Genomic DNA, 23987 nt, shown 5'->3' with positions numbered 1-23987 from the left:
TTTGGTGTTTTATAATCAAAATGGTTTACTTAAAAGTAGAAGTAATGTTTATAGTAACATCATCCCATGTTTTAGAAACACCGTCAGCACCTTTATGTAGGTCTTTACAAGCTTCATTTAAAGATGTTAATGCTTTCTCTGCACCCCAATTAGTAATTTGTAGTTTACCTGTTAGTTTAAAGGTTTTTCCGTTTAAAGAGTATTTAAATGGTAGTTTTTTTGTTACTCCATTCATGGTAATGTTTGAATAGCCAATAGAATCATTTTCTAAAATTAACTTACCAGATAGCAGCTTAGTGTTGTCCATAATACCAAAAAAGAACTTCTTAATCTTAAAGTCTCTACTAGTATCTTTCGTAAATACACTACTCACAGGTATTGTAAATTCAGCATTGTTAATAGCTTCTTTAGCGGTGTTCCCTTCTCCGTTTGCAGTAATTGTAATTTTTTGAAAATGACCATTTACAGGTATTTTTTCAGTTGTTTTATAGGCTGTCCAATTGATATTATTGTCAGCTTCTTGTAATATAAAAGCAGCTTTCTTTTCAACTTTTACTTCTTCTTTTTTAACAGGTGTTTCTTTTTTTGCTTCTGTTTTACAAGAAACAAAACTTCCTATGGCAGCAAATACAAATAATGAATAAATGATTTTTTTCATGGTATTTATTTTATAATTGAGTTAACTAAATTGATGTATTCTTGTTTAGCTTCATTTTCATTCATGCCCTGTAATTGAATCCAAGCATTAAATTTAAAAGCATTTCTTAAATCATGATTGTTGTTAAATGTAAATTTATCTCCTTTTACCGCCTGTTTATAGTAAGCATAAAGCTTAAGCATAATATCAGGAGGTAATTTCTCTTTTAAGCAAGAAGCTTTAAGGTAAGCTTTTCTAAATTGGATATCTATATCGTTTTCCATAAATAATGAGCAAGTAGAAAATAATTACATTATGTAATGTATATACAAATATACAAAGGGAGCTAGGAAAAACAAACTATCTAACCTATCTAATAATCCTCCATGACCTGGCATAATTATACCGCTGTCTTTTATGTTAGCTTGTCGTTTAAATTTAGATTCTACTAAATCACCTAAAGATCCAAAAACAGCAACAATAATTGCAATAATAACCCAGTTTAATATCGAAAATGAATTGCTTAATTTACCAATTAAAAAACCTGCTAAAATGGAAAAAACTAAACCTCCAATAAAGCCTTCAATTGTTTTTTTAGGAGATACAGATTCGAACAATTTATGTTTCCCAAAATTTTTACCAACTATAAAGGCAAAGCTATCATTAGTCCATATCATTAATATAATACAGATAATTACATTCGGATGATAACTGTTATCTATAAACGGTAATTTTATTAAAAAATAAAAAGGTAAAATTAGATAAATTACTTGTAAAAATAATTTTTGTCCTAATTTTTCGGTTTTTATAGGTTTTGTACTTATTAATAAATAGAGTAATATTAATAAACCCGCAAATGAAAAACCAATTAGGTTACTTGTTAATGTTTTGGGTATTTCAATAACCGATAAATATATAAATGCGGTTAAAATAAAATAGGGTAAAATATTTTTAAGTTGTAGTATTCTTGAAAATTCAAAAACACATATTACTGAAAAAATCGCCATTAATCCTATATATGATTCTTTAGAAAAAAGAATAGCAGAAATGAAAATTATAGCATAAACAAGTCCAGAAATGCTTCTTGTTATAAGGTTGCGCATAGTTTATAAATCTTCAAAGAGGAGCAAATATAAGTTTTTTGAGTTACTATTACCATAACTTAGAAAACTATCATCTTCGCTGTCAATTTTGTAGTTTGTAGTAGAGCTAATATTAGTAGGTATATTACCGCTAAAGTGAGTTTTGATACCTGTAAGTCCTTCCCCCATATTTTTTACTAACTGACTTGTGGTAGCGTATACTATAAAATGATCCGAATGAGAAGGTAGTTTGTTACTGCCGAGTTGATTAGATGAAAATAAAATATTACCGTTATTAGCAATTAAATGTTCACAAGAAGTAAAAAAAGGAACCGATTCAGTAATATGTTGTTGGACATCTATGTTTAACTTTTGGCTTACTTTTAATAAATCATAATCTGAACACGTAATTTTGGTCCAATTATTTTCTTGTAAAATATGTTTTAGGTTATTTGATACTTCATCAATGGTAGTACAGTATAAAAATTTACCTCCTTTATTAATAAAGTTATGAACAAAAGAATCATCTAAAGATAAAATAACTTCTTGTTCGTTAATTATCTTTTCTTTAGATGACTCTTTATATGATTTATATATTTTTTTTAAAAAATTCATTCAAATAAAAACTATTCTTCAATTTTAGGATTAGCTTTCTCTTCTTTTATTTCAAAAGGTCTTTCTCCAAATACCTTTACTAAATCATCTTTAAAAATAACTTCTTTTTCAAGTAGTAATTTAGCAAGTTCATTTAGTTTGTCTTTATGTTTGCTTAAAAGTGCAATAGCTCTTTCATATTGATTTTCGATCATTTTAGAGATCTCTTCATCAATAGTTTTGGCAGTATCATCACTATAAGGTTTTACGAAAGCATCGTTTCCTGATGAATCATAAAAAGTAACATTTCCTACTTTATCGTTTAAACCATAAACAGTAACCATAGCACGGGCTTGCTTGGTAACTTTTTCTAAATCACTTAAAGCACCAGTAGATATTTTATTGAACATTAGCTTTTCAGCAGCTCTACCACCCATAGTAGCACACATTTCATCAAGCATTTGTTCGGTTTGAATAATCTTCCTTTCTTCTGGGAGATACCAAGCCGCACCTAAGGATTGTCCACGAGGTACAATGGTAACTTTTACTAACGGAGCAGCGTGCTCTAACATCCAACTAACAGTTGCATGACCAGCTTCATGAAAAGCAATAACTTCTTTTTCTTTTGGAGTAATTACTTTATTTTTCTTTTCTAAACCACCTACAATTCTATCCACAGCATCTAAAAAATCTTGATGCTCAACAGCTTCTTTGTTGTTTCTAGCGGCAATTAAAGCAGCTTCATTACATAAGTTTGCGATATCGGCACCTGAAAAACCAGGAGTTTGCTGGGCTAGTAATTCTAAATTAGCATTTTCAGCTAATTTTAAAGGTTTTATGTGTACTTCAAAAATCTCTCTACGTTCGTGTAGGTCTGGTAAATCAACATATATTTGACGGTCAAAACGACCAGCACGCATTAATGCTTTGTCTAATACATCGGCACGGTTTGTTGCGGCTAAAACAATAACATTGGTATCGGTACCAAAACCGTCCATCTCTGTTAAAAGTTGATTTAAGGTGTTTTCACGTTCATCATTACCACCTGTCATGCTGTTTTTTCCTCTAGCTCGACCAATGGCATCAATCTCATCAATAAAAATAATTGAAGGTGATTTTTGTTGTGCTTGTTTAAATAAATCTCTAACACGAGAAGCACCTACACCCACAAACATTTCTACGAAATCTGAACCTGATAAAGAAAAGAAAGGTACACCAGCTTCACCAGCAACAGCTTTCGCTAATAATGTTTTACCAGTACCAGGAGGTCCTACTAATAAAGCTCCTTTTGGTATTTTACCACCTAATTTAGTGTATTTTTCAGGTGTTTTTAAGAAATCTACTATTTCTTGAATTTCTTCTTTAGCTCCTTCTAAACCTGCTACATTTTTAAAGGTAGTTTTTACCTTGGTTCCTTGGTCAAAAAGTTTGGCTTTTGATTTACCAATGTTAAATATTTGACCACCGCCAGCACCACCGCCAGCACCACCTGACATTCTTTTCATAAAGAAAAGCCAAATAGCGATAAGTAATATAAACGGAAGGAAATCAAATAAAGTAGTTATTAAACTTGTTGGTTCGATGTTACTTCTATCAAAGTCAAGGTTTTTTTCAGCCTTTTCTTTTTTAATTTCATTTTCGAAATTTTGTAAATCACCAAAGTTATAGGTGTATAAAGGCGCACCTTTTCTGTAAAAAGGAGAGCTTGTTATTTTTTTATGTTCTTCTTTTTTTTCAGCTTCACTTTTTAAGAATACTTGCGCAACATTATTGTTTTCGATAACAATTTTTTGAATATCGTTAGCTTGTAAAATCTTATTAAATTCGTTTTTTGAAATATTACGAGACCCTAAGTTGTTTGAGTTAAAAAAACTCAATCCTAAAAGGATTACTAAAATAGGAATATAAAGCCAAAATGAATTAAATGTAAATTTTGGGGTGTTTTTTTTCTTATCACTCATAAAAGTATGTCTATATTAGTAGCAATTAAGCGGGGTTTATTTCGGTAATTTTAGCATCACCCCAAAGGCTTTCAATGTCGTAATAATCACGTACTTGTTTTTGAAAAACATGTACAACTACGTTTACATAATCCATTAAAACCCATTCGGCATTTGCTTGTCCTTCAACATGCCAAGGTTTGTCTTTTAGTTCTTTACCTACAATTTTTTGTATAGATCCAGAAATAGCATTTACCTGTGTGTTTGAATTTCCTGAACAGATTATAAAATAATCACAAACTGTATTTTCTAATTCTCTTAAATCTAGTAGCTGGATATCTTCTCCTTTTACCTCGTCAATTCCTTTTATAATCACAGCGATTAAATCGTCAGTGCTTGCTTGTTTTTTTGTCATCAAAAAAAATTAAGTTTTAAGCAAAGTTATTATTTTTTTGCGAGTAATTTGCTTAATATTGATACTTGTTTTATTCGCAAAACTTATATGAAAATAATCAAACTTGATGCCATTGATTCAACCAATTCTTTTTTAAAGGATATGGCAGCAAAAGTAAGTGTTGAAGATTTTACTGTAGTAGTAACAAAAAAACAAACATCGGGTAGAGGACAAATGAATTCTAACTGGGAGGTGATAGCAGGTAAAAACCTGACTTTTAGCGTTTTTAAACTATTTGAAAGTTTGTGTATTACTGATTATAAGTATTTAAATTATTGTGTTTCTTTAAGTGTTTATGAAGCCATTAAGTACTTAAAACTACCTCGATTAGCTATTAAATGGCCTAACGACATTATGTCAGAAAATAAAAAAATAGCGGGTGTTTTAATTGAAAATTCGTTGAGTTTAAATAAAATTAATAGTTCTATTATCGGAATTGGATTAAATGTGAATCAAGAGATTTTTTCTTCAGATTTGCCAAACGCATCTTCTATAAAAATAATTTTAGATAAAGAAATTGATTTAGATCTTTTATTAAAAAGGATTTTATTTTATATGAAAAAGAAGATTTTATTGCTAGAAAAAAAGGAATATTTAATTTTAGAAGAGGAGTATTTACGTGTTTTGTATAAAAAAAATGTTCCGAGTATGTTTAAAACAAATCAGAACATTTTATTTATGGGTAAAATCATTGGAGTATCCGCTTCTGGAAACCTTCAAATAGAATTAGCTGATGAAACTTTTAAAGAATTTGGTATTAAAGAAGTTTCGTTTGCTTAATTTATAATTTTGCAATATTTTCAGTTAAAGTATCAATGAATTTGGTTAATGGTTTTTTTACCATCATTGCCATCATAGGATTAAAATCTCCGTCAAATTTTAAAACAACCTCACTTTCATTTTCTGATACTTCATTAATATTAGCAGCTAAAGTGAAAGGTAGTTTACTACTAGCAGCACCTAAAGTGATATTAGAGTATTCGGTTTTTTCTTTCATCACCAATCTAATTTCAGGCATTCCTTTTAATCCAAAAATAAAACTATCGCCATCAACCTCAAATTTTTGAGTATTTTCAGGCATTAATTGTTCAAAATTATCTAGTTTGTTTAAGAAGTTAAAAACCTCTTCTGTTGATTTTTTTACAACTACTTTGTTTCCTTCAATATTCATCTTTCTTATTTTTCGTTTTGTTTCCACTTACTTGGTTCAACTCTCCAGTCTTCTAACATTCTTAGTTCTTCACTCGTAATATATTGGCTGTCTAAAGCTTGCTCAAGTAAATATTCATAATTACTTAATGTAGTAAGAGCTACGTTGTCATTTTTAAAGTTTTCAGTAGCAATATCAAATCCGTAAGAAAAAATAGCAATCATACCTTTTACATTAGCATGTGCTTCTTTTAAAGCTTTTACAGCATTTAAACTACTTTTACCTGTGCTTATTAAATCTTCAATAACCACTACGTTTTGCCCGCTTTCTAAATGCCCTTCTATTTGGTTTTTTCGCCCATGTTTTTTAGGTTCAGGACGAACATATATAAAAGGTACGCCTAGCTCTTGTGCAACTAACATTCCGATAGCAATAGCTCCTGTAGCAACCCCAGCAATAACATCAGGTTTACCATGTTTTTCCTCAACCAACTTAGCAATTTCCTGTTTCAAAAAATTTCTAACTGGCGGATAAGATAATGTAACTCTGTTGTCGCAGTAAATTGGTGATTTCCATCCCGATGCCCAGTTGAAAGGTTCGTTAGGGTTTAGTTTAATAGCTTTTATTTGCAGTAAAAGTTCTGCTGTTTTTTTTCCTGTATCTTTATTAAAATCCATAGCGCAAATGTATAAAGTTTTTGTTAATGATAAACCAATAATTTTTACAACTTCAATAAAAAAATGAAGAAGATTATGTGGTTTTTATTTACAAAAATACAATTATGGATGGACTTACGTATTGGTTAAAATCAGAGAAGTTAAAAATAAATTTACCTTATGAGTTTAAATTAGATATTATAGTGAGGTAATTATGTGTAGTGTTAAATTTTAACTTAAAGTTAGTGTTGGGTTTAAATAGTTGTTTTGTAGAGGTTTTTATTGCGGTTTATTGTTTTTAATAGTATTGTTTTGATGTTGTTCTTGAATTTAATATTTTAAAAGATACTATTTGTATTTAAGTTAAAGATAAAAATATACAAACATTATCAATTTTCTACAGCGCTTTTTTTGTACCTTTCAAAATGTAAAAATAAAGTTAATGCAATTAGAAAAATCGACACTTCAATTCTTACAGGACTTAAAAGAAAACAATACTAGAGAATGGTTTGCTGAACAAAAAGATACTTTTAAAGAAGTACAAAATCAGGCAAAAGATTTTTATGCACAAATAAGAGAAAATTTAGAAAAACACGACGTAGTAGATAAATTTAAACTATTTAGAATTTACCGAGATGTACGATTTTCGAAAGATAAAACACCGTATCAACCCCACTTTGCAGGTTCTTTTTCAAGAAAAGGAAAACATTTAAGAGGTGGGTATTATTTACGTATTCGCCCAGGAGAAAGCTTTTTAGCGGGCGGATTTTGGGAACCTAATAAAGAAGATTTATTACGTATACGTAAAGAAATAGAAATGGATGCTTCTGATTTTAGAGATATTCTAAAAGATCCTGAATTTGTACAGCTTTTTGGAGGTAAATTTGAAGGAGCCGAGTTAAGATCAGCTCCAAGAGGATTTGATAAAAGTCATCCAGATATTGATTTATTACGTAAAAAAGGATTTATTGCAGTTCGTAATTTTAGTGATAAAGAAGTGTTATCAAAAGATTTCTTATCAGAAATAAACAGGTCATATAAAGCTTTACGACCGTTTTTTAATTTAATGAGCGATGTGTTAACTACTAATTTAAATGGCGAAAGTTTAATTTAAACGAAATTTAACTTCCTTTCTTAAATATATATAAGTTACAAAAGTAGCTAAAACATCAGCAATAGGAAAAGACACCCACACACCCAAAACACCGTAAAATTTAGGTAAAAAATATACCAATGGAATTAAGAAAAAACCTTGTTTTAACAAGGTTAAAATTAGCGCTGGTAACGCTTTTCCTGCGGCTTGAAAATATGCAGATCCGATTAATTGTATAGTAATAACAGGTGTTGCTAAAAAGACTATAATTAAAGCATCTGTAGTAAGGTTTTGTAAATTGATATCATCAGTAAACAAAGCAACCAATTCAGTAGGAAAAAACATTATAAATATAAAAATAAGTGTTGCTATTGCTGTTCCGAAAGCAATGGCTATTTTAATACATTCTTTTACTCTTTTAATATCTTTTGCTCCGTAGTTATAGCCAGCAATAGGTAAGAATCCTTGCATAACACCTAACACAGGAAAGAGTGAAAACATCATTATTCTATTGATAATTCCATATACGGCAATTGATATTTCTCCTCCGTATATAAATAAACTGTAGTTTAAGATAATTATTAAAATACTTATGGTTCCTTGCCTGATGATGGTAATTCCACCCAACGAAATGATTTCTTTTAATATATCTGAATCAATAATAAAATACTTAGGAATAATTTTTAAATCCGTATTTTTTGATAAAAAGAACCACAGTATGAATAAACCGCTAACAGCATAGGAAATAGAAGTTGCTAGCCCAGCTCCATACATTCCTAGTTCCATAAATTTTATAAACACAATATCTAAAATAATATTTATAATTGCAGGAAAAATCATGGTAAACATAGCATAGTTAGGTTTTCCTACAGCTCTTGCAACAGGATTTCCCATCATGGCAAAAGCTAAAAAAGGGATTCCCCAAACAATTACATTAAAATATTCGGTAGCAGGAGTTACGATAGTACCTTTGGCGCCAAATAATTGCAGCACAGGAAAACTAAAAAAAGTGCCGATAATTACAAATACAACGGATAAAGAAACAGTTAAACTAATTTGATTTCCAAATACTTTAAAAGCTTTTAAAGAGTCACCTTTACCTAAAGCTCTTGAAATGATAGAACTGCCTCCGATACCAATTCCCATACCTATAGAAGAAATTAAAAAAGCAATTGGTAAAACCACTGTAATTGCAGCTATAGCCATCATATTAATCCAACGACCTACAAAAATGGTATCTACAATCATATTTAAAGACATTACTAAAATTCCTATAGAAGCCGGAATTGCTTGCTTTAAAAGAAGTTTACTTATCTTTTCGGTACCAAAATTGTTTGTAATTTTATTCATGTATGATTTAAAAGGTTCGAATATCAACAATATTACGATACCAATGCAAAATCAGGAGTGGTTTTAAGTAATAATTAACATCAATCGCGTAATTTTGTTAAATGAATTTTTACGAAAAAAAATACACAGTAACTTCAACTGAAATTGATGAATATAAACATGTAAATAATGTAGTTTATGTAAAATGGATGCAAGAAGTATCATCTGAACATTGGGCGTTATTGATAAGTAATATTCCAACACCAGACTATGTTTGGTTTGTAATTAGACACGAAATAGATTATAAAAAACAAGGTGCCTTAGGAGATGAAGTAATTATAAAAACTTGGGTTGGTGAAACTGCGGGTATAAAATCAATTCGCCATTTTGAAGTGAGAAGAGGTGAAGATGTTTTGGTAAAATCACAAACGACATTTTGTTTGTTAGATGCCAAAACTCAAAAACCCAAAAGAGTAACTAAAGAAATAACAAACTTACTTTTAGGCAAAAAATAAGCAATATCTTTGCATTTATAAATAAATAAGATGACAACATTTACAGCATTAGGCATACGAAAAGAGTATGTTAAAGGATTAAAAGAGTTAGGTATAAACACACCTACTGAAGTACAAGAACAAGCAATACCTTATTTATTACAAAATAATGCTGATTTTGTGGGGTTAGCACAAACAGGTACTGGTAAAACAGCAGCTTATGGATTACCTGTTTTACATAAAATTGATGCATCAAAAAATACTACCCAAGCCTTAATATTATCACCAACGAGAGAATTGGTGCAGCAAATAAAAAAACAATTATTTAAGTTTACAAAATATGTTGATGCTAAAATTTTTGTAGAAGCAGTATATGGTGGAGAAAAAATTGATAGACAAATTAACAATTTAAAAAGAACTACACATATAATAGTAGCCACTCCTGGAAGATTAATCGATTTAATTGAAAGAGGAGAGGTTAATTTAAAAGATATTAATACTTTAGTACTTGATGAGGCTGATGAAATGTTAAGTATGGGGTTTAAATTAGAGTTAAATCGTATTTTAAAATACACTTCAGGAACTAGAAAAACATGGTTGTTTTCAGCAACAATGCCAGATGAAATAAGAAGTATCATCAAAAAATATATGAATGCCTCAGCAAAACAAGTAGAAGTAAATAAAAACGCTTTAGTAAATGCTAATATAACCCATCAATTTGTACAAACTACAATTCCTGAAAAGGTAGATGTTATCATTAAGTTTTTAGATAAAAGGCAAGCAGAAAGAGGAATAATTTTTGCTAGAACAAAAGCAGGTGTTCAAAAATTAACCAAACAACTTAAAGAAGAAGGTTTTTCGGTAGATGCCTTAGAGGGTGATATGATGCAAAAAGAACGTGATAAAGTAATGCGTGCTTTTAAAAAAGAAAATATTCAAATTTTAGTATCAACAGATGTTGCAGCAAGAGGTATAGATGTTCAAAATTTAGGTTTTGTATTACATCATCAATTGCCAGAAAAATTAGAGTATTATACGCACAGAAGTGGAAGAACGGCAAGAGCTGGTAAAAAAGGAGTTTCGTTAGTATTAATTCTTAATAATGAAAGAAATAATATAAAAGAAGCTGAAAGAACGTTACAAATACAATTTTCTGAAATAAATATATAGTGGAAATTATTTACATCTTAGATTTGGCAGGAACATTTGCCTTTGCTATAAGTGGTGCTTTGGTTGCAATTAAAAAAGATTTTGATTTATTTGGAGTTGTTATTATCGCTTTTGTTACCGCAGTTGGTGGAGGTATGATTCGCGATGTTCTAATTAATGCACACCCTATAAATTGGATTGGTGATATTAATTACATCTGGACGATATTAATAGCTGTTCTAGTAACTTTTTTATTTAGAAGTAAAATAGCACCACTTCGAAAAACCATGTTTTTGTTTGATACTATTGGTATAAGCGTATTTACTTTATTGGGATTACAAAAGGGGTTAACCTATAATTTACATCCTTTTGTATCTTTGGTTATGGGAATGTCATCTGCAGTAATGGGCGGGGTTACACGTGATGTTTTAACCAACGAAATTCCGTTAATATTTCATAGAGAAATTTATGCATCAGCATGTTTGGCAGGGGGAGTAGTTTATTTGATTTTAAATAATTTTCAAATAAATGAAGATATTCAATTTATTATAGCAGCTTCAGTAATTATTGTCATTAGAACCATAGCTGTTAAATATGAATTAGAATTACCACGAGTTAAAAAAGATGTATTAAATAATTAATAACGTTATGAAAAAGTTAGTATTTGAAGACTTAGCAAAACTACACTCTATAGAAGGTAAAGAATTACCGGTAGGAAATTGGTTTACTGTTACCCAGCAAATGATTAATGATTTTGCAAATGCTACGTTAGATAAACAATGGATTCATGTTGATGAAGAAAAAGCAGCTAAATATTCACCTACTAAAACAACCATCGCACACGGATTTATGTCTGTTGCCATGTTATCGGAATTAATTTCTGATTTGATAGAAATAAAAAGTGTAAAGTTGGGGTTAAACTACGGATTAAATAAAGTTCGTTTTCCTAACTCAGTTCCTGTAAATAGTAAGTTACGCTTGGTTAGTTCGCTTAAACAAATTGAAGATTTCAATAACGGAAAAAAACTAACTTTTAATTGTTTAATAGAAATAAAAGGGCAAGAAAAACCAGCTTGTGTTGCTGAATTTATTTTTGTTTTAATTGAATAAAAAGCTGCCTTAATTTTACAAGACAGCTTTAAAATATTTTTAGGTTAAGAAAGCAAACCGTTAGCTTCACTCTTTTTAGTATACCATAGTATAAAAACAGCAAAACCTATTACCATAATTGGCATTATAACAGCTCCAGGACCATAAACATCTAAAGCACCGCTCATAAAAACGTTGTAAAACATTTGTATTACAATTGCTATTAAAGAAACTAAAAAAATAGGTTTGGCTATTTTTTTTCGAAGTAATAAGAAAACACTTCCTAAAGCTCCACCAAAAACCGCAATAGCAAATGCTCCCATTACCCAAGAAGGAGTATTTAAAGCCATTTCTAAAACTTTTTCATCAGGATACATCGCTTTAAAAGCATCGGTATTATATGCTTGTTGTAAATATTGATTTACGCCCATAGCATTCCATAATACCGCAATAATACCAATTACCCAAAACCATATAGTAGGTTTGTTTGAAGTTGTCATAAGTTTAAAATTTTAGTTAGTTTTATTTAAAAATAATGATAAACTATTATATAACAAAATTATGAGTAAAATCGATCAATCATAAAAAAGTGTTAAACTACAAACAAATTGTAACAATTAAATAAATACATCGTCATATATGTAAGTAATTACTTAATAATTTATTTTTAGTAATTAATTAGTTTTTAATAGTTGATTGAAAAAGGCTCGGAATTTTAAAATCCCGAGCCTTTTGAATTGTATAAAGATAATAGTTGTTATTTTCTTACTAATTGCGCCATGTAAAATCCGTCAAAACCAAATTTATGCGCTAATACTTTATTGTCTTTTACAAGTGTAAAATCTTTTCCATCTTCAGAGGCTAAAAATATTTTAACCTGATCTTGATTTTCAGATGGTAATACTGAACAAGTAGCATAGACTAATTTACCTCCAGGTTTTACCATTCTTGAGTAGCGTTGTAAAACATCTTGCTGAATTTCTTTAATATTATCTATAAATTCAGGTTGTAATTTCCATTTACTATCAGGGTTTCTACGGATAACTCCTAAACCAGAACAAGGTGCATCAATTAAAACCCTATCAGCTTTACCATATAGTTTTTTAATTACTTTGGTAGAATCGATTACTTTTAAGTTAATGTTACTAACACCATTTCTACGCGCTCTAATTTTTAGTTTTTTCAATTTACTTTCGTAAATATCCATCGCTACAATTTGCCCTTTGTTTTTCATTAAGGCAGCTAAATGTAATGTTTTTCCCCCAGCACCAGCACAAGTGTCAATTACTTTCATACCAGGCTCTACATCTAAATACGAAGCTACTAATTGTGATGAAGCATCTTGTACTTCAAAATATCCTTTATGAAAAGCTTCGGTTTTAAAAACATTGGCACGTTCAACTAGGCGTAAAGCGTCGTCACAACCATTAATAAATTCTGTTTCAATACCTTCTTGCTTTAAATCTTTTTGAAGATTTTCTTTAGATATATTTAAGGTGTTGGTACGTAAAATAACATCGGCACGTTTGTTTAAGGCTGCAATTTCTTTTGTCCAAACAGCTTCGCCTAATTCTTTAACACCTAATTCATCAATCCAATCAGGAATAGATTCTCTATATTTTCTGGTTTGAGAAAGTTCATCAAACTTCCCTTTAATTCGTCTAGTAGGGGTTTCTTCAATTTGGTTCCAATCTGGTAATTTAATACCTCTTAACACACACCAAACTACTAGTAAACGCCATAAATCGGGTCTTGAATACGGTGTTTTTACATTGGCAATTTCACCATACAAACGTTTCCATCGTACAATATCATAAATAGTTTCGGCAACAAATTTCCTGTCACGTGCTCCCCATCTTTTATCTCTCTTTAACGCTTTTTCAACAGCCTTATCAGCATAAACATCTTCATTAAAAATATCGCGTAAACTATCAATAACTGCGTAAACTAAATTTCTATGTAATCTCATTTGGTGAATTTAAGAGTGCAAAGATAGTTGATTTTAATGGGTTTTTGTATTTTCGTTTTTAATGAATTTAAATCATCCCATAACATATATAAAAGGCGTAAGTGTTGCCAAGGCAGAATTGTTGTTTACCGAGTTGGGTATAAGAACATGTAGCGATTTATTGCATCTTTTTCCGTTTCGTTATATCGATAAAACTCAGTTTTATACCATTAATCAATTACAGCAAAATTCAGCCGAAGTTCAAATAGTGGGTAAGATTGTTGGAGTAAAGGAGGTGAAACAAAAACGTGGCAGTAGGTTAGTAGCTACTTTTTCTGACACTACTGGGTCGTTAGATTTAGTTTGGTTTAAGGGCGCTAAGTGGATTAAGGATAGCTTAAAAATAGGTGTTCCGTATGTAATTTACGGAAAATTAAACTGGTATAATAATACCGCCAACATGCCACATCCAGAAATGGAAACGGTAAAAGAATATAAAAGTAAGTTACAAATGGCTATGCAACCTGTATACCCATCCACTGAAAAATTAAGTAATAAAGGAGTTAGTAATAAAGTTTTACGAGGGTATATTCAAAACTTATTTAAACAAGCATTCGGGTTAATTGAAGAATCATTTCCGACGTATCTATTAACCGAAAATCAATTTTTAGGAAAAAAAGAAGCCCTTTTAAATATTCATTTTCCTAAAAGTCAAGAATTATTAGCCAAAGCACAATACCGATTAAAGTTTGAAGAGCTGTTTTTTATTCAGCTACAATTATTGCAAAAAAAACTCATCAGAAAATCAAAAATTAAAGGGTATGTTTTTGATAAAGTAGGAGATGATTTTACTAATTTTTACAATAATTACTTACCTTTTGATTTAACTAATGCCCAAAAAAAAGTTTTAAAAGAAATACGAAAAGATATAGGTTCGGGCGCACACATGAATCGTTTACTACAAGGTGATGTTGGCTCGGGTAAAACTATTGTTGCTTTGTTAACTATGTTAATAGCAATTGGTAATGCTTACCAAGCAACTATAATGGCGCCAACTGAAATTTTAGCCATTCAACATTATAACGGAATTGTAGAGCTATTATCAGAAACGAATATAAAAGTAGATTTATTAACAGGATCTGTTAGAACTAAAAAACGACGTGAAATTCATGCGGGTTTAGAAGACGGATCTTTACATATTTTAATAGGGACCCATGCAATTTTAGAAGATAAAGTTCAGTTTAAAAACTTAGGGATTTCTATTATTGATGAGCAGCATCGTTTTGGAGTAGCACAGCGATCTAAAATGTGGCAAAAAAACGAGTTGCCGCCGCATGTTTTAGTAATGACAGCCACACCAATTCCACGAACTTTAGCAATGTCGGTGTATGGAGATTTAGATATTTCTGTTATTGATGAATTACCACCTGGGCGTAAAGAAATTAAAACGGTACATCGTTACGATAGTAATCGCTTAAGTGTTTTTAAGTTTTTAAAAGATGAAATCGATAAAGGGCGACAAGCTTATGTGGTGTATCCGTTAATTCAAGAATCTGAAGCAATGGATTATAAAGATTTAATGGATGGGTATGAAAGTATAGTTCGTGATTTTCCGTCGCCTAAATATCAAATAAGTATTGTACATGGGCAAATGAAACCTGCCGATAAAGAATATGAAATGAATCGTTTTGTTAATGGGGAAACTCAAATAATGGTAGCAACAACGGTTATTGAAGTAGGTGTAAATGTACCCAACGCATCTGTAATGGTTATTGAAAGTGCAGAGCGTTTTGGTTTAAGTCAATTACATCAATTACGAGGTAGAGTGGGGCGTGGTGCTGAACAAAGTTATTGTATTTTATTATCGAGCTATAAGTTATCATCAGACGGAAAAACACGTTTACAAACCATGGTAGAAACTACTGATGGATTTAAAATAGCAGAAGTTGATTTAAAACTCCGTGGTCCAGGTAATATCATGGGAACCCAACAAAGCGGGGTGTTAAACCTTAAAATTGCTGATGTTGTAAAAGACAGTGCTGTTTTACAAAAAGCACGACAAACTGCTGTTAATGTATTAGAAAAAGACCCTAATTTATCTAAGCCAGAAAATGCTAGTTTATTAAAAGTATATAGTCAAATACAAAAAACAAGCGGACTTTGGAGTAATATTAGCTAAGTGTATATGAATGTAAAAAAGAAAAACAAACAACCTTGGCCAACCAAAAAAGCTATGGAACAGGTGTATGAAATGAAACTTTGGGGCGATAATAAAACTGAGTTTTATTCAGGCGAAGGTTCTCATGATTTATTAATAACCGAACCATATATAAAGGCAGTAACAACATTTTTAATGTCTTTTAATAAACCAATTACTGTATGTGATTTAGGTTGTGGCGATTTTAATATAGGTAAACAATTAGTAAAATATACTCATAAATACATTGGAATAGATATAGTTACCGATTTAATAGCTTATAACAAAGAACATTTTAAAAATTCAAAATTAGATTTTCATTGTCTTGATATCTCAAAAGATACGTTACCAACTGCCGATTGTATTATAATAAGACAAGTTTTGCAGCATTTGTCTAATGCTGAGGTTTTAAAAGTTGTACAAAAGTTGCAAAATTTTAAATATGTTATTGTAACCGAACACTTACCAGAAGGAAATTTTACTCCAAATAAAGATATTATTTCAGGACAAGGGATTCGACTAAAAAAACAAAGTGGAATTAATTTACTAGCTCCACCATTTAATTTTAAGATAAAAGAAGAAACAAAATTGGTAAACAATGTTTTAAGTAATGGTAAAGGAGTTATTGTTACAACACTTTATCAGGTTTTTTAAAAAGTTAATTTTATTATTTTTTAATAAAATTTATAACTATTAATAAAGTAAATACTTTTTGCGTACTTTTTTAAAATCTTCTAAGTCTTTTACCCAAGTAGCTTTAATTTCTGCTTCAGAAAAACCCTTTTCAATTTGTTGTTGTAATTTTTTTGTACCTGCTAATTTTGTAAAAAACGCATTAAAAAAATCTTTTTTATTAGCCATTTTATACGATTTTATCAGCCATGATAAATTCAAATTACTTAAAAATTCATTTTGTTGTAAATTTTCTCCGTAGCATAATTTACCCTTATGTTTTGGGTGTTTAGCTCCAGGGTTGGGTTGTGGTGTAAAACTAAAGTCATATTCAGTTAAAAAAGGAGCACCATAAATTTGAAACTGATTCTCAGTGCCACGACCGGCAGAAACATTGGTACCTTCAAAAAAGCATAAACTAGGATACAAATTTATACTTGTATCATTAGGTAAATTAGGCGAAGGTTTTATAGGTAAACTATATTTAATGGCATGTGTGTAGTTTTTTAGAGGAATAACAGTTAAATCACACAGAATTCCGTTTTTTAACCACTTTTCACCGTTAATCATTTGCCCGTATTCGCCAATAGTCATTCCATAAACTACCGGAACAGGATGCATACCTACAAAACTTTTATGCTCGGTTTCTAATATTGGGCCATCGATATAATGTCCGTTCGGGTTAGGTCGATCTAAAACAATTACAGGGATATTAGCCTCAGCAGCAGATTCCATTACATAGTGCAACGAAGAAATATAGGTGTAAAAACGAGCACCCACATCTTGAATATCAAACACAATAATATCTATGTTTTTAAGCTGTTCTTTAGATGGTTTTTTGTTTTTTCCATATAAAGAAATAATTGGCAACTGTGTTTTAGTATCAATACCATCTACCACAGTTTCACCAGCATCGGCTTTACCACGAAAACCATGTTCAGGAGCAAAAACTTTTGTAACGTTAACGTTATTATAAGTATGTAAATAATCAACTAAATGATGCTGTACAAGTTTAGAACCCATAATATTTGGTGCTATTTCAGTGTTTTGTAAAACATTTAAAACAGATGTTTGATTGGCAACAATAGCAACATTTTTACCTTTTAATTTAGATAAATAGCTAGCAGTTCTGTCAGCACCAATTATCAAAGAGTCAACAACTTTAATTGTTGGTGTTGTTTTTTTAGTAACCGTTTTTTGTTGCTTAGCACAAGCTATAAATAGAAAATTAATAGCTAAACTAAACACTATAAAATACTTAAAACTGTTTTTCATCTAAAGGTAAATTTAAAAGATAAAATTACTATTTAAAAACCTGTTTTATATAAAAAAGAGTAAAATATTTAAATGAAGGGTATTATTAAGTTTAGTTAAGTAAGAATTAATTACTTTTGATTTTGTTAAAAATAACGCTTTTGAATTTCGAATTATTTATAGCCAAACGAATTATTGCTGGTAAAGAGCATAAAAGTAATATCTCATCGCCAATTATTAAAATTGCAACCATCGCAATTACTTTAGGTATTGCTATTATGTTAATAGCTGTGTCTATTGCCGCAGGTTTTCAAAAAAAAATTAGCGATAAAATGACAGGCTTTAAAGGGCATGTTCAAATTGTAAATTACGATAGTAATAATTCAGATATTACTACTGCGCCTATAAGTATTAATCAAGATTTTTATCCAAAATTTAAAAATATAACCGGTATTAAAAACGTACAGGTTTTTGCAAATATTGGCGGTATTATAAGAACACCTACCGATTTTGAAGCCATTGTTTTTAAAGGTATTTCATCTGATTATGATTTTTCTTTTTTTAAAGAATATTTACTAGAGGGGCGTTTGCCAAATTTTGAACAACCTAGAAATAAAGAAATTTTAATCTCACAATCAATCGCAAATCGATTAGGATTTAAGTTAAATGATACTATTCAAACTTTATTTAGTGCAGCAAAAAGTAAGTTAAAATACAAAATGCGTAAACCAATAATTGTAGGTATTTATAATACCGGTTTTGAGCAGTTTGACAAAACAATGTTAATTGGTGATATTAGAGAGGTACGTCAAATAAATAGATGGAAACCAGATGAAATTGGCGGGTTTGAAGTTTTAATTGATGATTTTAGTCAGCTAACCCAAAAAGGAAACGAAATTTATAGTACTATCGGAACAACATTAAATAGCTATACAATTGTTGAAAATTATCCGTTAATTTTTGAATGGATAAAACTTTTTGATAATAATGTATGGTTTATTATCGCCATAATGATTGTCATAGCAGGTATTAATATGATAACCGCTTTATTGGTATTAATTTTAGAAAGGGTGCAAATGATAGGTATATTAAAAGCCCTAGGAAGTGCTAATTGGAGTGTTCGAAAAATATTTTTATACAACGCATCATACCTAATTTTAAAAGGATTGTTTTGGGGTAACTTAATCGGAATAACATTGCTATTACTACAACAAAATTTTAAAATAATTACCTTAGATCCAGCAACATATTCAGTAGCAACAGTACCAGTACATATTAGCCTTTTAGCAATCATTTTATTAAACCTAGGTACCTTATTATTATGTTTTTTAATGCTAATAATTCCGTCATATATAATTACCAAAATACAACCATCAAAGTCAATTAAATTTGCTTAACATAGTTTTTTTTTGAAGCTATTTCCCGCTTTTCGCACTCGCTCTTTTTTTGAAGAAAAATCAAAAAAAGGAGCTCAAACAAATGCTACAATCGGGGCTAAGTTTATTTAGTAAGTGATAGATAATTTAACAGTGAGTTCGAATTTTTTTTAGCTAGCAAAAACAATATAAAAAATAGATTAAAATTATTTTTTAATTTATAAAATAACACTAATAAACTGGTTGCGTTAGCGATTGAATGGTGTGTTTGAGCTCTTTTTTAATTTTGGTTTTTATTTGTGAGGAACGAACAAATTAACAAAGTGTCCAAAATTAAAAAAAGCGAGTAATGAAAGCGCGACACTTGTGGAACGCCCAAAAGAAATTACCTTTTCAGTTGTAAAATTATGACACTCTGTCATTGTAATTAAATGAATACTTATTTTTTCTGCCAAAATAAAAGCAAATACTTGTTGGCACACACTTTGACTATTACTACTCGTAAAATTGAATTAAAAAAATTAAGATAAAATAGTTAATTATGAGTAAAATTATAGGAATTGATTTAGGAACCACAAATTCATGTGTTTCTGTAATGGAAGGAAATGAACCAGTTGTTATTCCTAATGCTGAAGGGAAAAGAACTACACCATCTATCGTAGCATTCGTAGAAGGAGGAGAACGTAAAGTTGGTGATCCAGCAAAGCGTCAGGCGGTAACTAACCCAACAAAAACAGTTTATTCTATTAAACGTTTTATGGGTAACAAATTTTCTGAATCTTCAAAAGAAGCAGGAAGGGTACCTTATAGCGTTGTAAAAGGAGATAACGATACACCACGTGTAGATATTGATGGTCGTTTATATACGCCACAAGAAATATCAGCAATGGTATTACAAAAAATGAAAAAAACTGCTGAAGACTATTTAGGTCAAGATGTGGCAGAAGCAGTAATTACTGTACCAGCATATTTTAACGATGCACAACGTCAGGCAACAAAAGAAGCTGGTGAAATTGCGGGTTTAAAAGTTAGAAGAATTATTAACGAACCAACTGCAGCTGCATTAGCGTATGGTTTAGATAAGGCAAATGATGATAAAAAAATCGTTGTTTTTGATTTTGGTGGAGGAACACATGATGTTTCTATCTTAGAATTAGGAGACGGAGTTTTTGAAGTGTTAGCTACGGATGGTGATACGCATTTAGGAGGTGATGATGTTGATGAAAAAATCATTAACTGGTTAGCTGATGAATTTAATGCAGAAGAAGGAATGGATTTACGTAAAGACCCGATGTCTTTACAGCGTTTAAAAGAAGCTGCTGAAAAAGCGAAGATTGAATTATCTTCTACTACTTCATCAGAAATTAATTTACCTTATATTACTGCTACTGCTAGCGGACCAAAACACTTAGTAAGAACATTAACAAGAGCTAAATTTGAAGCTTTAATTGATGACTTAGTAAAAAGAACTATTGAGCCTTGTCAAACAGCTTTAAAAAATGCTGATTTATCAACATCTGATATTGATGAAGTAATTTTAGTAGGTGGTTCAACTCGTATTCCTGCAATTCAAGAAGCTGTTGAAAAATTCTTCGGAAAATCACCAAGTAAAGGAGTAAATCCTGATGAAGTTGTTTCTTTAGGAGCTGCAATTCAAGGAGGTGTTTTAACTGGAGATGTAAAAGACGTTTTATTATTAGATGTAACGCCTTTATCTTTAGGAATTGAAACAATGGGTAATGTATTTACAAAGTTAATCGATGCAAATACTACTATTCCAACAAAAAAATCTCAAGTATTCTCTACAGCAGTAGATAATCAGCCATCTGTAGATATTCACGTTTTACAAGGTGAAAGAGCAATGGCAGCAGATAACAATACAATTGGTCGTTTTCAATTAACTGATATTCCACCAGCACAAAGAGGAGTTCCTCAGATTGAAGTAACTTTTGATATTGATGCAAACGGAATTATCAAGGTTTCTGCGGCTGATAAAGCAACAGGAAAATCTCAGGATATTCGTATCGAAGCTTCTTCAGGATTATCAGAAGAAGAAATCGAAAAAATGAAAGCTGAAGCTGAAGCAAATGCTGATGCAGATGCAAAAGCAAAAGAAACTGCTGAAAAAGTTAATGGTGCAGATTCAATGATTTTTCAAACAGAAAAGCAATTAAAAGAATTTGGTGATAAATTATCTGATGATAAAAAAGGACCAATTGAAGCTGCTTTAGTTGAATTAAAAGCGGCTCACGAATCTAAAGACTTAGCGCAAATTGATGCAGCTATGGAAAAGATTAATGAAGCTTGGAAAGTAGCATCTGAAGAAATGTATGCAGCACAACAACAACAACAAGCTGGTGGCGATGCAGGAGCGCAACAACAAGGTCAACCAGAAGCAAACAATGCTCAGGAAGATAATGTTGAAGATGTAGATTTTGAAGAAGTGAAGTAATTTTTACAAAATAATTTATAAAAGCTCGCCAATAGGCGAGCTTTTTATTTTATAAAAATCTCATTTTTCTTTTAGAAAAGAAAAGAAGTGCTTTAGAAAAAAATAAAGTCACTTGAGCAATTTTTTCTCAATGTGTTAGTAATCACTTATATATTTATGCTTAAATAAGGGAAAAACACCTTTATGTAAAATGTAAAAAAACAAAAAATAGACACACATGAGAAAAAAAATGACCATTTATGTTAGTGCAATACTTTTTGTATTAGCAAGTATTACAAGCTGTGATGATGATGAAAAAATTAGTCCAGCAGAATTTTCTATTACAGCGATAGAAAAAGATTTTGGAACAATAGAAGTAGAGCAATCGATTAACTACTCATTTAAAGTAACAAATGAGGGAGAGGCAGATTTAGAAATTGATGAATTTGTATTAATAGGAACAAATGCAGCTGATTTTTCAACTAGTGCAGTACCTAAAATAATTAAAAAGGATCAATCGTATAGCTTTGAAATTACCTTTGCTCCTTTAACAGAAGGAGAAAAAGAGGCTATTATAGAAATTACTACCAATATTGGAAAAAAAGAAATTACAGTAACAGGAATTGCAAAACCAAAACCATTACCAGGAGTTGATTTAAGTGCAACAGCGTTGGCTTTCGGAGATGTAGAGGTTAATCAAACAAAAGATGTTATGTTTAGTATAACTAATAGCGGAAGTGCAGATTTAGAAATTACTGCTTTTGAGGTAAAAGGAACAAATGCTTCTGATTTTTCAACTTCAGCAACAGCAGAAACCTTAGCAGCAGGAACAACAAAAACAATTACAGTAACGTTTGCACCAACAGTCGTAGGCGAAAAAACAGCAAGTTTAGAGGTAACAACCAATACAGGAGTTAAAGTTATTACTTTAAGTGGTAAAGCTACAGCAACACCAATACCTGTAATGGAATTTAGTGAAACACCTATTCGTTTTGGAAATGTAGAGGAAGGGAAAAACGTATCTAAAAACATTACAGTTTCTAATACAGGAAATGCAGATTTAGAGATTACTAATGTAAATATTATAGGAGGTAGTTCTGCATCATTTTTTACAGTAGTAGGAGGTACAAGTTCATTAATAAGAACTATTGCGCCAGGTGATACATATACTTTTGAAGTTAAGTTTACGCCAAGTTCACAAGGATTTGCTTCAGGATCTATTAAATTTTTTAATAATTCTAGTGATAATGAAGCGTCTTTACCAATGAATGGAACAGGAACAGCACCAGCACAACCTGCAATTGCTTTTAGTGAAACTGGATTAGGTTTTGGAGATGTTACAGTAGGTAACTCTTCAAATGATTTAACTTTTGCTATTCAAAATAATGGTCAAGGAAGTTTAGAGGTAAGTAATATTAGAATGAGTGGACTTAACCCTAGTGATTTTACCTTGGTAAATGTATCTGCACCACAAACAATTGCTCCTAATGGTGGTGTTTATGAGGTAACAGCACGTTTTACACCACAATCTGAAGGACAAAAACAAGCAATGATAGTTGTAGAAAGTAATGATCCTACAAAGCCAAGCCTTGCTATTATTATTAATGGTACGGGGTTACAAGCTACAACAGGTACTATTGTAAATATACCAGATACTAATTTTAAAACAGCTTTAGTTGCTAATAACGCTATTAATATTAATGGAGATAGTGAAATTCAAGTGTCAGAAGCTCAGGCTTTCACGGGTGAAATTAAAGTAGACGGATTGAATATCTCAGATGTAACAGGTTTAGAGGCTTTTGTGAATATTACACAGTTTAATGCTGATAATAATTCGTTAACAAGTATAGATTTAAGTCAAAATACAGCATTAAAAAGATTAATCTTAAGAAGAAATAGTTTAACAGCCTTGGATCTTTCAGCTAATACAGCACTAGAAACTATATTAATTGAGGAAAATAGTATTAGTGCAATAGATTTAACAAATCATTCTAGCTTAGAGAATTTTCAATGTGGAGATAATAATATTGCTACTTTATCATTACCAACAACAGCCAATGATTTACGAACTTTATACTTAGAGAAGAATCAAATTAGTACGTTAGATGTTTCTATGTATCCAGATTTAAGAACTTTAGTTGTTTACAACAACAATTTAACAAGTGTAGATATTTCTAATAATTCGAGAGTTGTTAGTTTACATGTTAGACGTAACAATTTAACAAGTTTAAACGTAGCTAATGGCAACAATATAAACTTTATATATATGGTTGCAGATAATAATGATAACTTAACTTGTATTCAACATGATGCTGGTTTTGATCCTTTAAACCCACCAAATACACAAGCAAACCAATGGGCTAAGCCATCTGGAGCTTCTTGGAGTACTTCTAGTTGTCAATAAAAAACATTCCCTTTAAATAGTAGTTCAAGAAAGTTACC

The 23987-nt window shown here is 30.6% G+C and carries 23 protein-coding genes; 11 read left to right on the top strand and 12 right to left on the bottom strand.

Annotated features, from left to right (window positions below; all coding sequences use genetic code 11):
- Positions 1-25: 25 nt before the first annotated feature.
- From Q4586_RS11135 to rsfS, 6 genes are read right to left on the bottom strand one after another with little or no spacing between them, the layout of a single operon-like run.
- Entirely contained in the window at positions 26-658 is a 633-nt protein-coding gene (locus Q4586_RS11135) for a YceI family protein (RefSeq protein ID WP_303529016.1), read from the bottom strand.
- 5 nt (positions 659-663) lie between these two features.
- Positions 664-921 (bottom strand): acyl-CoA-binding protein, encoded by a 258-nt coding sequence (locus Q4586_RS11130; protein WP_068706039.1) that lies wholly within the window; start codon positions 919-921, stop codon positions 664-666.
- 24 nt (positions 922-945) lie between these two features.
- Positions 946-1740 carry a phosphatidate cytidylyltransferase gene (locus tag Q4586_RS11125; protein WP_068706042.1) on the bottom strand — a complete coding sequence of 265 codons (795 nt, stop codon included), beginning with the start codon at positions 1738-1740 and terminating at the stop codon, positions 946-948.
- A gap of 3 nt (positions 1741-1743) precedes the next feature.
- Positions 1744-2334, bottom strand: a complete 591-nt coding sequence (locus Q4586_RS11120; RefSeq protein WP_068706044.1) for a hypothetical protein — start codon at positions 2332-2334, stop codon at positions 1744-1746.
- An 11-nt stretch (positions 2335-2345) separates the two neighbouring features.
- A complete protein-coding gene (gene ftsH / locus Q4586_RS11115; protein ID WP_068706046.1) occupies positions 2346-4274 on the bottom strand; it encodes an ATP-dependent zinc metalloprotease FtsH in 1929 nt (642 codons plus the stop codon).
- Positions 4275-4299: 25 nt separating this feature from the next.
- Positions 4300-4668: a ribosome silencing factor gene (rsfS, locus tag Q4586_RS11110; protein ID WP_068706048.1), complete on the bottom strand. Its 369-nt coding sequence runs from the start codon at positions 4666-4668 to the stop codon at positions 4300-4302.
- An 87-nt stretch (positions 4669-4755) separates the two neighbouring features.
- Here rsfS and Q4586_RS11105 point away from each other — a divergent pair, with 87 nt between their 5' ends.
- Complete coding sequence (locus Q4586_RS11105) at positions 4756-5487, top strand: biotin--[acetyl-CoA-carboxylase] ligase (RefSeq protein WP_068706232.1); 732 nt, start codon at positions 4756-4758, stop codon at positions 5485-5487.
- A 1-nt stretch (position 5488) separates the two neighbouring features.
- On the opposite strand, the gene Q4586_RS11100 is transcribed toward Q4586_RS11105, so the two are convergent.
- Together Q4586_RS11100 and pyrE are read right to left on the bottom strand one after the other, a co-directional pair.
- Positions 5489-5878, bottom strand: coding sequence for an orotate phosphoribosyltransferase (locus Q4586_RS11100; protein ID WP_068706234.1), 390 nt, complete (start codon positions 5876-5878; stop codon positions 5489-5491).
- Positions 5879-5883: 5 nt separating this feature from the next.
- The gene (gene pyrE / locus Q4586_RS11095) at positions 5884-6534 is read right to left on the bottom strand and encodes an orotate phosphoribosyltransferase (RefSeq protein ID WP_068706050.1); all 651 of its coding nucleotides are present in this window, start codon (positions 6532-6534) and stop codon (positions 5884-5886) included.
- 421 nt (positions 6535-6955) lie between these two features.
- On the opposite strand from pyrE, the gene Q4586_RS11090 reads away from it, so the two are divergent.
- Positions 6956-7627: a DUF2461 domain-containing protein gene (locus Q4586_RS11090; RefSeq protein ID WP_068706051.1), complete on the top strand. Its 672-nt coding sequence runs from the start codon at positions 6956-6958 to the stop codon at positions 7625-7627.
- On the opposite strand, the gene Q4586_RS11085 is transcribed toward Q4586_RS11090, so the two are convergent.
- A complete protein-coding gene (locus Q4586_RS11085) occupies positions 7619-8956 on the bottom strand; it encodes an MATE family efflux transporter (RefSeq protein WP_303529009.1) in 1338 nt (445 codons plus the stop codon). The genes Q4586_RS11090 and Q4586_RS11085 overlap by 9 nt on opposite strands.
- A gap of 101 nt (positions 8957-9057) precedes the next feature.
- On the opposite strand from Q4586_RS11085, the gene Q4586_RS11080 reads away from it, so the two are divergent.
- From Q4586_RS11080 to Q4586_RS11065, 4 genes are read left to right on the top strand one after another with little or no spacing between them, the layout of a single operon-like run.
- Positions 9058-9450, top strand: a complete 393-nt coding sequence (locus Q4586_RS11080) for an acyl-CoA thioesterase (protein WP_271405389.1) — start codon at positions 9058-9060, stop codon at positions 9448-9450.
- 30 nt (positions 9451-9480) lie between these two features.
- On the top strand, positions 9481-10599 hold the full coding sequence (locus Q4586_RS11075; protein ID WP_068706057.1) for a DEAD/DEAH box helicase: 1119 nt from the start codon (positions 9481-9483) through the stop codon (positions 10597-10599).
- A 23-nt stretch (positions 10600-10622) separates the two neighbouring features.
- A complete protein-coding gene (locus Q4586_RS11070; protein ID WP_408034071.1) occupies positions 10623-11219 on the top strand; it encodes a trimeric intracellular cation channel family protein in 597 nt (198 codons plus the stop codon).
- Between the two features lie 7 nt (positions 11220-11226).
- Positions 11227-11688 carry a MaoC family dehydratase gene (locus Q4586_RS11065; protein ID WP_303529006.1) on the top strand — a complete coding sequence of 154 codons (462 nt, stop codon included), beginning with the start codon at positions 11227-11229 and terminating at the stop codon, positions 11686-11688.
- Between the two features lie 44 nt (positions 11689-11732).
- Here Q4586_RS11065 and Q4586_RS11060 read toward each other — a convergent pair whose 3' ends face one another.
- Together Q4586_RS11060 and Q4586_RS11055 are read right to left on the bottom strand one after the other, a co-directional pair.
- Positions 11733-12167 carry a hypothetical protein gene (locus tag Q4586_RS11060; protein WP_271405385.1) on the bottom strand — a complete coding sequence of 145 codons (435 nt, stop codon included), beginning with the start codon at positions 12165-12167 and terminating at the stop codon, positions 11733-11735.
- 257 nt (positions 12168-12424) lie between these two features.
- Positions 12425-13636, bottom strand: a complete 1212-nt coding sequence (locus Q4586_RS11055; protein WP_303529004.1) for an RsmB/NOP family class I SAM-dependent RNA methyltransferase — start codon at positions 13634-13636, stop codon at positions 12425-12427.
- A gap of 61 nt (positions 13637-13697) precedes the next feature.
- Here Q4586_RS11055 and recG point away from each other — a divergent pair, with 61 nt between their 5' ends.
- Entirely contained in the window at positions 13698-15794 is a 2097-nt protein-coding gene (gene recG / locus Q4586_RS11050; protein WP_303529003.1) for an ATP-dependent DNA helicase RecG, read from the top strand.
- Positions 15795-15800: 6 nt separating this feature from the next.
- Positions 15801-16466, top strand: coding sequence for a class I SAM-dependent methyltransferase (locus Q4586_RS11045; RefSeq protein ID WP_303529000.1), 666 nt, complete (start codon positions 15801-15803; stop codon positions 16464-16466).
- A gap of 39 nt (positions 16467-16505) precedes the next feature.
- On the opposite strand, the gene Q4586_RS11040 is transcribed toward Q4586_RS11045, so the two are convergent.
- Entirely contained in the window at positions 16506-17759 is a 1254-nt protein-coding gene (locus tag Q4586_RS11040) for an exo-beta-N-acetylmuramidase NamZ family protein (protein ID WP_303528998.1), read from the bottom strand.
- Between the two features lie 140 nt (positions 17760-17899).
- Here Q4586_RS11040 and Q4586_RS11035 point away from each other — a divergent pair, with 140 nt between their 5' ends.
- The 3 genes from Q4586_RS11035 (at position 17900) to Q4586_RS11025 (ending at position 23949) form a co-directional block, all read left to right on the top strand.
- Positions 17900-19135: an ABC transporter permease gene (locus Q4586_RS11035; protein ID WP_068706071.1), complete on the top strand. Its 1236-nt coding sequence runs from the start codon at positions 17900-17902 to the stop codon at positions 19133-19135.
- 520 nt (positions 19136-19655) lie between these two features.
- A complete protein-coding gene (dnaK, locus tag Q4586_RS11030; protein WP_068706073.1) occupies positions 19656-21566 on the top strand; it encodes a molecular chaperone DnaK in 1911 nt (636 codons plus the stop codon).
- 217 nt (positions 21567-21783) lie between these two features.
- Positions 21784-23949, top strand: coding sequence for a choice-of-anchor D domain-containing protein (locus Q4586_RS11025; protein ID WP_303528997.1), 2166 nt, complete (start codon positions 21784-21786; stop codon positions 23947-23949).
- The last annotated feature ends 38 nt before the right edge of the window (positions 23950-23987 follow it).

It is taken from the genome of Tenacibaculum soleae (genome assembly GCF_030549005.1).
Taxonomy (GTDB): domain Bacteria; phylum Bacteroidota; class Bacteroidia; order Flavobacteriales; family Flavobacteriaceae; genus Polaribacter; species Polaribacter soleae.
Note: the sequence above shows the minus strand (reverse complement) of the source record. Positions and strands in the feature narration are given on the sequence as shown.

Excerpts from the sequence above, each read along its gene's own strand:
- Q4586_RS11135 (WP_303529016.1), bottom strand. The coding sequence starts at position 658 with ATGAAAAAAATCATTTATTCATTATTTGTATTTGCTGCCATAGGAAGT.
- Q4586_RS11130 (WP_068706039.1), bottom strand. The coding sequence starts at position 921 with ATGGAAAACGATATAGATATCCAATTTAGAAAAGCTTACCTTAAAGCT.
- Q4586_RS11125 (WP_068706042.1), bottom strand. The coding sequence starts at position 1,740 with ATGCGCAACCTTATAACAAGAAGCATTTCTGGACTTGTTTATGCTATA.
- Q4586_RS11120 (WP_068706044.1), bottom strand. The coding sequence starts at position 2,334 with ATGAATTTTTTAAAAAAAATATATAAATCATATAAAGAGTCATCTAAA.
- ftsH (WP_068706046.1), bottom strand. The coding sequence starts at position 4,274 with ATGAGTGATAAGAAAAAAAACACCCCAAAATTTACATTTAATTCATTT.
- rsfS (WP_068706048.1), bottom strand. The coding sequence starts at position 4,668 with ATGACAAAAAAACAAGCAAGCACTGACGATTTAATCGCTGTGATTATA.
- Q4586_RS11105 (WP_068706232.1), top strand. The coding sequence starts at position 4,756 with ATGAAAATAATCAAACTTGATGCCATTGATTCAACCAATTCTTTTTTA.
- Q4586_RS11100 (WP_068706234.1), bottom strand. The coding sequence starts at position 5,878 with ATGAATATTGAAGGAAACAAAGTAGTTGTAAAAAAATCAACAGAAGAG.
- pyrE (WP_068706050.1), bottom strand. The coding sequence starts at position 6,534 with ATGGATTTTAATAAAGATACAGGAAAAAAAACAGCAGAACTTTTACTG.
- Q4586_RS11090 (WP_068706051.1), top strand. The coding sequence starts at position 6,956 with ATGCAATTAGAAAAATCGACACTTCAATTCTTACAGGACTTAAAAGAA.
- Q4586_RS11085 (WP_303529009.1), bottom strand. The coding sequence starts at position 8,956 with ATGAATAAAATTACAAACAATTTTGGTACCGAAAAGATAAGTAAACTT.
- Q4586_RS11080 (WP_271405389.1), top strand. The coding sequence starts at position 9,058 with ATGAATTTTTACGAAAAAAAATACACAGTAACTTCAACTGAAATTGAT.
- Q4586_RS11075 (WP_068706057.1), top strand. The coding sequence starts at position 9,481 with ATGACAACATTTACAGCATTAGGCATACGAAAAGAGTATGTTAAAGGA.
- Q4586_RS11065 (WP_303529006.1), top strand. The coding sequence starts at position 11,227 with ATGAAAAAGTTAGTATTTGAAGACTTAGCAAAACTACACTCTATAGAA.
- Q4586_RS11060 (WP_271405385.1), bottom strand. The coding sequence starts at position 12,167 with ATGACAACTTCAAACAAACCTACTATATGGTTTTGGGTAATTGGTATT.
- Q4586_RS11055 (WP_303529004.1), bottom strand. The coding sequence starts at position 13,636 with ATGAGATTACATAGAAATTTAGTTTACGCAGTTATTGATAGTTTACGC.
- recG (WP_303529003.1), top strand. The coding sequence starts at position 13,698 with ATGAATTTAAATCATCCCATAACATATATAAAAGGCGTAAGTGTTGCC.
- Q4586_RS11045 (WP_303529000.1), top strand. The coding sequence starts at position 15,801 with ATGAATGTAAAAAAGAAAAACAAACAACCTTGGCCAACCAAAAAAGCT.
- Q4586_RS11040 (WP_303528998.1), bottom strand. The coding sequence starts at position 17,759 with ATGAAAAACAGTTTTAAGTATTTTATAGTGTTTAGTTTAGCTATTAAT.
- dnaK (WP_068706073.1), top strand. The coding sequence starts at position 19,656 with ATGAGTAAAATTATAGGAATTGATTTAGGAACCACAAATTCATGTGTT.
- Q4586_RS11025 (WP_303528997.1), top strand. The coding sequence starts at position 21,784 with ATGAGAAAAAAAATGACCATTTATGTTAGTGCAATACTTTTTGTATTA.